Source organism: Bradyrhizobium sp. Ses1, from assembly GCF_059512365.1.
This window is the reverse complement of record NZ_JCAMOQ010000109.1, coordinates 1-8,838: the sequence shown is the minus strand read 5'-3', so window position 1 is coordinate 8,838 and position 8,838 is coordinate 1. Positions and strand designations below refer to the sequence as shown.

Sequence of the window (8,838 nt, the reverse complement as noted above, 5' to 3'; positions counted from 1 at the left end):
CGGCTCCTCATCGCCTTCGCCAGATCATCCTATCCCCGTCGCAGAGCAATTGGTCGTGTGAGAAATACGGGCTAGCCGCTGGTGCAGTTCCTTGATCTCGGCGCGCATCTGCACACGCAGCGTGGCATCGAGGTTGGACAGCGGCTCGTCCATCAGGAAGACAGCCGGATGGCGTACCATCGCTCGACCAACCGCCACGCGCTGACGCTGCCCCCCGGAAAGCTGCGCCGGCTTGCGCGACAACAGGTGGCCAATGCCGAGCAACTTGGCTGTACGGGTCACTTCCGTATCAACCTCGGCAACGATCCGCTCCGTTCCTGGCAGGAGGCCGCCGAGAAGCGGAAGTCTCTGGAAGGCAGAAAGCTGGCGCATCCGCAGCGGCAGGGCCATGTTAGATGCGACGGTCAAGTGAGGATAGAGCGCGTAGGACTGAAACACCATCGCGACGTCCCGACGCTTTGGCCGCAGTCCGTCCACCACCCGTTCCCCAATCGAGACCGAGCCCGCGTCCTGGATCTCGAGCCCCGCCAGTATACGCAGTAAGGTCGACTTCCCGCACCCCGATGGTCCCAACAGCGTCAAAAACTCACCGTCCGCAATCGACAGCGAAACACCACGCAAGACTGACGTCTGACCGTAACTCTTATTGATGCAGTCGAGTAAAACGGATGCCATCGTCGTTACTTCCACATCGTCAGGAACGTTTTGCGGAGCACGCAATGAGATCGCGTATCTCGTTTGGACGTGTTCGCTGTGTGCGGAGACCTTAAAGGCAACAATTACTACAGTCGGATGACGTTCATCGAATAATTCGATGCGAACATGCGAACATGCGATGATGCGGCGACAGAATGATGTCAGAAGAGCAACGGGCCAAGTAGTGGCCACTCGTTGAAGCCGGTGCGTTCACACATTGAGACGCCTCTGTCAGCGAGACGCAGGAGAAAAAGACCTCGGTATCAACCGACGTTTCGGTCGCCTTCATCTTGCGGGCATGGAAACCTATCTCGATAAAAATCTGACCGAGTGGGCCGCGGCTATGCAGCGTAGCCGCGACCCTAAAATTGGCCCTGGTTGTGTCGCTAGCTGATGCGTGTTCGAGAAACGTCTTTGCGCTGAGATGCGACTCCCTTCCGCACTTTAAGACGCGCGACAGAGCGGCGGTGTCTCTGCGCCAACGATCAGATGAACACCGCTGCCAAGCACGGTCTCCATCTGTCCAACAGTCTGCTCGCAGCGAGTTCGTCGCGCCTCCCTTCGCTTCTCGTTGGCTTCGCGCCAGCCGTCGCCACGCCGACGATCTCCATGACTTTCGCATAGTTGGTAGTCGATACGGCGTCGATACTGCTGCAATCATGCGATAGCCAACCTCTGCAGGGCCGCCGCCCTCGGATGCGTACAAGACGGCTGCGTTCAAATGAACGGCACCTTGTGCAAGTTGCCGCGCTTGAAATGCATACCGGAAGGTGTTGGCGGACTGCCGCGAGCAACAGAACGATCTGCCGTGTTTCATGGAGCGCGTGGCAGGCGGGTACCCGAACAAATGGTGCGCGTGGTTAATTGCACCGTCTTGAGCGATAGCTCTTACCCTTCCGGCACCAATCTTCCCGGAGCGCCATCAATCATCGCAGTTGCGCATTGATACATCGGATTAGTCGATGATCGTCATCCATCTGTTGCAGTTCAAGCTTCTAAGGTCTCGCGCAATCAAACAGGATAGGCGATGTAGAAATAACAGCGATGGCATCCATGTTGATCGACAGCATCACCCATGATCATGCCGAGGCTAAGACGTTGTCGGAGACCGGGTGGCAGGCATGCTCGAGGGCGAGTTGTTGCAGGTCACACTGCCGCAAACACATGAGTCCGTGATTATCTGGGTCGCGTGACCCTGCCTGTATGCCACCGCTAAGGCGCCCGTTAGGAATGCCCCTCATGCGCAATGTATCCATTATCGCGTTGGTTTCTGTCTCCACCGCTTTCGGCTTTGCTCCATATAAGACTGCGAGCGGATCGGAAGTGGTTAGCATGAGACGGCTAACCCAGCAGGAATATCGCAACTCGATTGCCGATATTTTCGGCAAGGAGATCGACGTACGAGGTTCCTTCGAGCCCACGGTCCGGGTTGGTGGCCTGCAAGCGGCCAGCACTTCGGTGCTTTCAGTAACGCCAGTCGGCTTTGAATCCTTTACCAACATGGCGAACGGCATCGCCGGCCAGGTGACGGAGGAAAAATATCGAACGAAGCTGCCCTGCACGCCCAAGGATGCCAAGACGCCCGATGATGTCTGCACCGCGCAGGTGCTGAGCCGTTATGGGCGGATGCTGTACCGCCGGCCCCTGACCCAGGAGGAGATCAAAAGCGCCGTCAATCTGAGTCATGGCCTAGCCAAGTCGCAGAATGATTTTTATGCGGGCCTGCGCTATGGCTTGGCCAGCTTGCTCGTGGCGCCGGATTTCCTATTCCGGCTGGAAACAGCGGCACCGGTGGACAACAACCAATGGGCTCTGGACCCTTACAGCCGGGCGACGCGCCTCAGCTACTTGATGTGGGCCTCGACTCCGGACGCGGACTTGCTGCGTGCGGCGGAAAGCGGCGAATTGAATACCGCGGCCGGGCTTCAGAAGCAGGTCGACCGCCTGATGTCGTCGCCGCGTCTGGAAGTCGGGATGCGGGCCTTCTTCAATGACATGCTGGACCTCGACTCCTTCGACACGGTTTCCAAGGACAGCATCCTGTACCCGAAGTGGAATTCCAGCATCGCCGCTTCTGCCAAGGAAGAAACGCTGCGCACGATCATCGCTCTGGCCTTGGATTCGAATGGCGACATGCGTGACCTGATGACCACGCGCAAGACCTTCATCAACCGCTACCTGGCTGCGAATTACCAGCTGCCCTTCGAGTTCAAGGGCGAATGGATGCCCTATGAGTTCGCCGCGGATTCGGGACGCAGCGGCGTTCCCACCCAGGCTAGCATGCTGGCAAGATATTCCCATCCCGGCCGCAGCTCACCCACTTTACGCGGTGTAGCGTTAATGGAGATCTTCCTCTGTGAGCCAACGCCTCCTCCGCCCGCCAATGTGGATTTTTCTGTCGTCAATGACACTGGTGGCCCGTTGAAGACGGTCCGGGAGCGATTGATGGCACACGCCACCAACAGCAGTTGCGCCTCTTGCCACAATCACAGCGATCCCATCGGGCTCGCGCTGGAGGGATTCGACACCGTCGGTCAGCGGCGCACCATGGAAAATGGCAAGCCGATCGACGTTTCCGCCACGATAAGGGGCAAGCATTTTGTTGGTGCAGATGGTCTTGGTCAGTTCCTGCACGACAATCCCAAATACACAGCCTGCGTGGCGCGCAAGCTTTATGCCTATTCGCGCGGCGAAAATAGCGAGGAAGTCTCAACCTCGGCCTTCAAGGTCGCGCACAAGGCTTTCGCCGACTCCGGTTTTCGCATGCGCGCTTTGTTGAAGGCCATGGTCGAAGACAAGGACTATTTCAGCGCGCCTCCCCCCTCTCCCGATAGCACCAGCGCTGCGACCGACGGCGTGGCGAAGTAGACAGGAGTCAGTGATGAAGATCGATCGCAGATTTCTGCTCCGCGGCACATGCCAGGGCGCCCTGGCTGTCATGGGACTCCCATTTCTGGACTGTTTCCTGGACAGCAAGGGCAGAACGCTGGCCGCGACGGGAAGGCCGCTCCCCACGCGCTTCACGACCTACTTCTACGGGTTGGGGCTGACTAATCAGCTGTGGATTCCCAAGACGGGCGGCAAGGATTATGAGACGACGCCCCAGCTGAAGCCGCTGGAGGCGTTTCGCAGCAAGCTGAACCTGTTCAGCGGCCTGCGCGTGCCGTTGGACGACAATCCGAATTTCCAGCATTGGACCGGCGCGGCGGCGGCCGCCACCGGCATTTCGCCCACCAAGTTGCGCGAGTTCGAGTCGAAGACAATCGACCAGCAGATCGCCGACGTCATCTCCCGCGGTGCGCGGTTTAAGTCGATCGCCGCAGCTGCCACTGGCGATCCGACTCACAGCTATTCTAGCTTGGGCGGCGCCAACGCCATTCCGGCGGAAGTATCACCGCTGGCGCTGTACACGCGACTGTTCGGGCCTGGTTTTCAGGATGCGGCGAAGGGCGAATGGAAACCGAACCCGGAAGCGCTGGTCCAGCAAAGCGTGCTGTCCGCCGTCGCCGACAATCGCACGCGACTCATGCAGAATCTCGGTTCCGCCGACCGCGCCCGCATGGACCAGTATTTCACCTCGGTGCGCGAGGCCGAACTGCAGATGGCAGCCGAACTGCGCCGCCCGGAGATTCAGGCCAAGATCGCCATTCCGGATGCGCCGGCCGAGATGGTGTGCAACAATGCCTTGCCCAATGTCCGCGAGGTGACGCCGCTGATGGCGCGGCTTGGGGCGCTGGCGCTGGCCACCGACCAGACCCGGGTGTTCAATCTCAGCGTGTCAGAACCCGCCTCCCGGATTTTCACGCCGGGTGACACCTTGGGCTACCATCAGACGACGCACGAGGAGCCGATCGACACCCAGCTCGGCTATCAACCGCGCGTTGCGAAATACAATACCGATATGATGGAGCTGTTTGCCATGCTCCTGAAGGAGCTGGACGCGGTTTCAGAAGGCGACGGCACAGTTCTCGACCACAGCTTGGTCTTCGCCTTTACCGACCAGAGCTATGCCAGGATCCATGCGGTGGATGGCCTGCCGATTTTCGTGGCCGGAGCCGCCAACGGCCGGATGAAGACCGGCTATCACATCGCCGGTGACAGCAGCCCTGTGTCGCGTGTCGGCTTGACGATTCAGAAGGCGATGGGCGTGTCGCTGGACGTCTGGGGCAAAGGCTCCATGGAGGTCAGGCAACCCTTCACGGACTTGCTCGCATAATTGGATGTTGCCTTATCCGTCGCAATTTTCTTCATCTCATCGGTTGGGAGTGTTCGGACCCGTGTCTTCGTCAGGTCTTCGTATTGCTGTCGCGGCGGTGTGCGCTGGTTTCAGTCTCTGGGCTATGAAAGCCGCCGCTGGACCGCCGGAGGTTGCTCAGGTCAAGTCTCGCCAGGACAAGTTCCGCGAAATGGGCGGCGCCTTGAAGGCGATCGTTGACGAGCTCAGAAAGCAAAGGGTGGATTGGGACAACATCGTGGCGCCCAACGCCCAGACCATCAAGGATCGCAGCGGTTACCTGATCAACTGGTTTCCCAAGGGCACCGGCCCAGGAGGCAGCGTCAAGACTCACGCGCTCCCGGCTATCTGGCAGACGAATGACGACTTCGTGAGGCTAGGCAAGGCGGCGGAGGCTGAAGCCGTCAAGTTGAATCAGGCCGCGCTCGGCAAGGACTGGAACGCGCTGAGAGCGCAGGCGGAAGCCATGAGCAAGGCCTGCAAGGCCTGCCACGACACTTATCGCTCGCCTGAGAGAGATAATGACGAGTAGAGCGTTCCACGACTCGTCTGAGGCTCACCGTATGGACCCGGCTCTCGCCTCTACGACAGACTTGAAGGTCTGGGACCTGCCGGTTCGCATCATGCACTGGATGCTAGCGATCGCAATCGGCGTATGCTGGTGGACCGGCGCCAATCACCAACTCGAATATCATATCTATAGCGGCTACGCGATCCTCTGGATCGTGCTGATGCGTCTCTATTGGGGCCTCGTCGGATCCTCGACAGCGCGTTTCAGCAATTTCGTCCGAGGGCCGAAGGCGATCCTCGACCATGCGAGCGCTCTGCACCGGCGCGACACCCTGCCCAGCCATGGACACAATGCGCTGGGAGCGATCGCCATCATCATCATGCTGGGCCTGGTCCTGGCGGTGGTCACTCTTGGCCTCTTTTCCGTGGATGTGGACGGACTCTATTCGGGGCCCCTCTCGAGCCACGTCACGTTCGAACAAGGCCGCCATCTCGCGCATCTGCACCGGAAGTGGTTCGACATTCTTCTCTGGGTGATCGCCCTGCATCTTGCCGCCGTCTTCTTCTACTTCATCTACAAGCGCCAAAATCTCGTTGGCCCCATGCTTTCCGGCAAGCGCCGAGGCGACGTAGGCGAGGCGGAAATGAAGGTCGCGCCGGCGTGGCGGCTTGCGATCGGCGGGGTCATCGCGGCTGCGCTCGTATGGACAGTATCGAACGGATTCTATTTCTGAACGAAAGATAACATGAGGCAGGCTAGAATGAACCGCAGTCTTGGCATTGGATTGACGCTTGCTGCACTTGGCGCCGCGGCGAGCGTCGGTTTCGCAGCGGACGCACAGCCCGGTGCCGCTCCCACATCGGCACGAGGCACTCCAGCGCAGGCTGGCGACATGCTGCCCATGGTGCCGCCGGCCAAGCCGGGAGTTTTTACGGTGCAGAAGACGGGCGGCGATCGATTTCATTTGGTCGTCGCGGGCCAGAAGTTCAACACACGCGACGAGATCGAGAAATATCTCGCCTACCGCGCCGCCGAGCTGACCCTCGAGCAGAAGGCGAGCTGGTTCACATTCGTCGAAGCACGGAGCAAGGGCGACAAGGCTCCTGAGCCCAGGCGCGACCCCACGGGCCGCCGCTACAGCTTTCGCATGGACTATTTCCGTCCCGCCTGGCGCTACAAGATCAGCGGCTCCCCGGCTTGGACGAGTTGGAGCCCCTTCTCAGCCGCGGCCTTCATCGCGGATGATCCGAAAAGCATCACCGATTTCGAGGTCAGCGCCGACATCGTCCTGCACAAGGGACAGATGGACGGCGTCGACCCCCTCGCGTTCGAGGCCCAAGCGGTCTCCGACCTCTTGATCAACCAGGTCTCACCGCCCGAATGAACGGGAAATTCGCAATGATGATCGATCGCCGAAGCTTTGCCGAAATGCTCGCCAGCCTGGGCGCGATGATGATCGCTTCACCTGCACTGGCGCAAAGTAAGACCGTTGAAGTTACCATGAAGAATAGTCCGAAGGGTGCATTCGTCCCGGCGACCATCAACATCAGAGTAGGCGATACGGTGAAGTGGACCAATCCAGGAGTCATCACCCACTCGGTCACCTTCGATCCCACACACGCAGCCAAGGCTTCTGATGTCTCGCTGCCGGCCGGCGTGGCACCGTTCGATTCCGGCAAGATGGAGGAGGACGCCACCTTTAGCCATACCTTCATGGTGAAGGGGACGTACAAATACATCTGCAAGTTCCACGAAGAGATGGGAATGGCTGGAACAGTCGTCGTTTCCTGAATCCGACATTAAAAGGAGAAGGCCGTGATGCTGAAAAGGCGGCTTATGTTTTGTATAGCGGCCGTGGCTCTGAGCGGCGCCGCGGCGCCCGCCGGGGCGGCTCCTTGGACCCGCGGCTTCGTCGTCTCCTCTTACCAATTTGCCTTCCGCTATGGCGGCCGGCCAGGCTTCAACCGGCGCGGTGAGATTGAACCAGGCGTGGATTGCCCGCACGGCAGCACGGTCAACTTCTCTGCTTATGATCCTGATACGTTCAAGAGCGTGCTCGCGCGTCAGAAATGGCGCTCGCAACAGGAGATCGACTGGATCACGGATCCGCCCGGGCTGGAGAGCGCCAAGACACCTAGCGAGACGCGCGCCTCGATCTGGTCCCGCGCGATTTCCTATCGCGGCTACCGAAAAGGCATCGAGACCTACCTCAACCCCTGGGCGGCCGAGGATCCCGGTCAGCCGGAAGTCACCAGCCGCATCGCCGATGGATTCAATCTCGACGGCAAGATCGGCGCCCGCGATTTCGTGGGCCCCGATGGCGAGCTGGGCATCGACAATGCGCTTTACCGCGCCTGGGGCTGTGACGCGCCCTGGCGCGGCGACGGCAATGCCGCCGCGGCCCTCTTTGCGGACAACCAGATGCAAAGGGGGCTGCACACGATGGTGATCCGGGTCTCGGGAAGCCAAGATCCGATGAACGACGCCGACGCGACCTTGGAAATCGGCTATTCGCCAGACAAGATTGTCATGGACGGCCGTGGCGGTGTTGCGGTTGATTACTCGCACCGCATTCTGCAATCGTCCCAATACACCAAGTTGAGGGCCAAAATCAAAGATGGCGTGGTGGAGACCGAGCAGGTTAAACATCTGCATACACCGCGGCTCGCCGGATCCTATGACCAGACCGGCGACAGCGATTTCATCAACGGCAAAATCCGATTGAACATTGCGACGGACGGTTTGAGCGCGAGCGGCTTGATCGGCGGATATAGAAGCTGGGAAGACCTTTACGTAGAATCGATCACGAACGCCCAGAACGCGGCCGGCGAATTGGACGTCGGGAACGGTCAGGATCGCATCGCCCTCTATTACGCCTTACGTCGCAATGCCGACGGCATGTACAACAAGATGACGGGCAGGTATGATGGTCTGTCGACGGCCTATTCCGTAAAAGCTGTCAGCGCCTATGTGGTGGACCCTGGCGAACCGATGGATATCCCCGTTCCGCTTAAGGAACCGAACATGCTGCGGTACAAGAAGGTCGCCGAGCAGATCAAGATCAACTTCGCCAAAGGTGTGGAGACACGAATTCCGCAGGACGTCCCTCTGAACAGCCCGGAAGCGTTCTATCCGAACCTGGAACAGCGTTTTAGCGACGGCCTTCCCAACAGGGACTATTTCCTCAAGATGCTCGACCGTCCTCATTTCCCTGATGGCGCTTATATCGACGATCGCGGCCGGGCGCTCGACGATCAGGGCCGCCCCCTGACCGGCCCCGCAGCAGTTCCGTGAATAGGACGTTCACCCTTACGATCGGAGTGAAATGGACCCCGATTGTGGGACCACGTGCTTAGTTGGAAGGGGCTGCTCCGTTTGATAGACGGAGCGCATGATG

Annotated in this window: 7 protein-coding genes and 1 pseudogene; 7 read left to right on the top strand and 1 reads right to left on the bottom strand. The window is 59.6% G+C overall.

Annotated elements, in window-relative coordinates:
- Positions 1-72 precede the first annotated feature (72 nt).
- A pseudogene (locus AC5ZG5_RS45085) lies at positions 73-675 on the bottom strand (ABC transporter ATP-binding protein); the annotation flags it as partial.
- A 1,260-nt stretch (positions 676-1,935) separates the two neighbouring features.
- On the opposite strand from AC5ZG5_RS45085, the gene AC5ZG5_RS45080 reads away from it, so the two are divergent.
- From AC5ZG5_RS45080 to AC5ZG5_RS45050, 7 genes are read left to right on the top strand one after another with little or no spacing between them, the layout of a single operon-like run.
- Positions 1,936-3,564 carry a DUF1592 domain-containing protein gene (locus AC5ZG5_RS45080; protein ID WP_456646487.1) on the top strand — a complete coding sequence of 543 codons (1,629 nt, stop codon included), beginning with the start codon at positions 1,936-1,938 and terminating at the stop codon, positions 3,562-3,564.
- Positions 3,565-3,577: 13 nt separating this feature from the next.
- A complete protein-coding gene (locus tag AC5ZG5_RS45075) occupies positions 3,578-4,912 on the top strand; it encodes a DUF1552 domain-containing protein (protein ID WP_456646488.1) in 1,335 nt (444 codons plus the stop codon).
- A gap of 4 nt (positions 4,913-4,916) precedes the next feature.
- Positions 4,917-5,462 (top strand): c-type cytochrome, encoded by a 546-nt coding sequence (locus AC5ZG5_RS45070; RefSeq protein ID WP_456646489.1) that lies wholly within the window; start codon positions 4,917-4,919, stop codon positions 5,460-5,462.
- Between the two features lie 31 nt (positions 5,463-5,493).
- On the top strand, positions 5,494-6,174 hold the full coding sequence (locus AC5ZG5_RS45065; RefSeq protein ID WP_456646490.1) for a cytochrome b/b6 domain-containing protein: 681 nt from the start codon (positions 5,494-5,496) through the stop codon (positions 6,172-6,174).
- Between the two features lie 27 nt (positions 6,175-6,201).
- A complete protein-coding gene (locus AC5ZG5_RS45060; RefSeq protein ID WP_456646491.1) occupies positions 6,202-6,825 on the top strand; it encodes a CC0125/CC1285 family lipoprotein in 624 nt (207 codons plus the stop codon).
- A gap of 14 nt (positions 6,826-6,839) precedes the next feature.
- On the top strand, positions 6,840-7,232 hold the full coding sequence (locus AC5ZG5_RS45055) for a cupredoxin domain-containing protein (RefSeq protein WP_456646492.1): 393 nt from the start codon (positions 6,840-6,842) through the stop codon (positions 7,230-7,232).
- A 24-nt stretch (positions 7,233-7,256) separates the two neighbouring features.
- Positions 7,257-8,735, top strand: a complete 1,479-nt coding sequence (locus tag AC5ZG5_RS45050; RefSeq protein WP_456646493.1) for a hypothetical protein — start codon at positions 7,257-7,259, stop codon at positions 8,733-8,735.
- The last annotated feature ends 103 nt before the right edge of the window (positions 8,736-8,838 follow it).

Coding starts and splice junctions, on each gene's coding strand:
- AC5ZG5_RS45075 (WP_456646488.1), top strand. CDS start 3,578: ATGAAGATCGATCGCAGATTTCTGCTCCGCGGCACATGCCAGGGCGCC.
- AC5ZG5_RS45070 (WP_456646489.1), top strand. CDS start 4,917: ATGTTGCCTTATCCGTCGCAATTTTCTTCATCTCATCGGTTGGGAGTG.
- AC5ZG5_RS45055 (WP_456646492.1), top strand. CDS start 6,840: ATGATGATCGATCGCCGAAGCTTTGCCGAAATGCTCGCCAGCCTGGGC.
- AC5ZG5_RS45065 (WP_456646490.1), top strand. CDS start 5,494: ATGGACCCGGCTCTCGCCTCTACGACAGACTTGAAGGTCTGGGACCTG.
- AC5ZG5_RS45060 (WP_456646491.1), top strand. CDS start 6,202: ATGAACCGCAGTCTTGGCATTGGATTGACGCTTGCTGCACTTGGCGCC.
- AC5ZG5_RS45080 (WP_456646487.1), top strand. CDS start 1,936: ATGCGCAATGTATCCATTATCGCGTTGGTTTCTGTCTCCACCGCTTTC.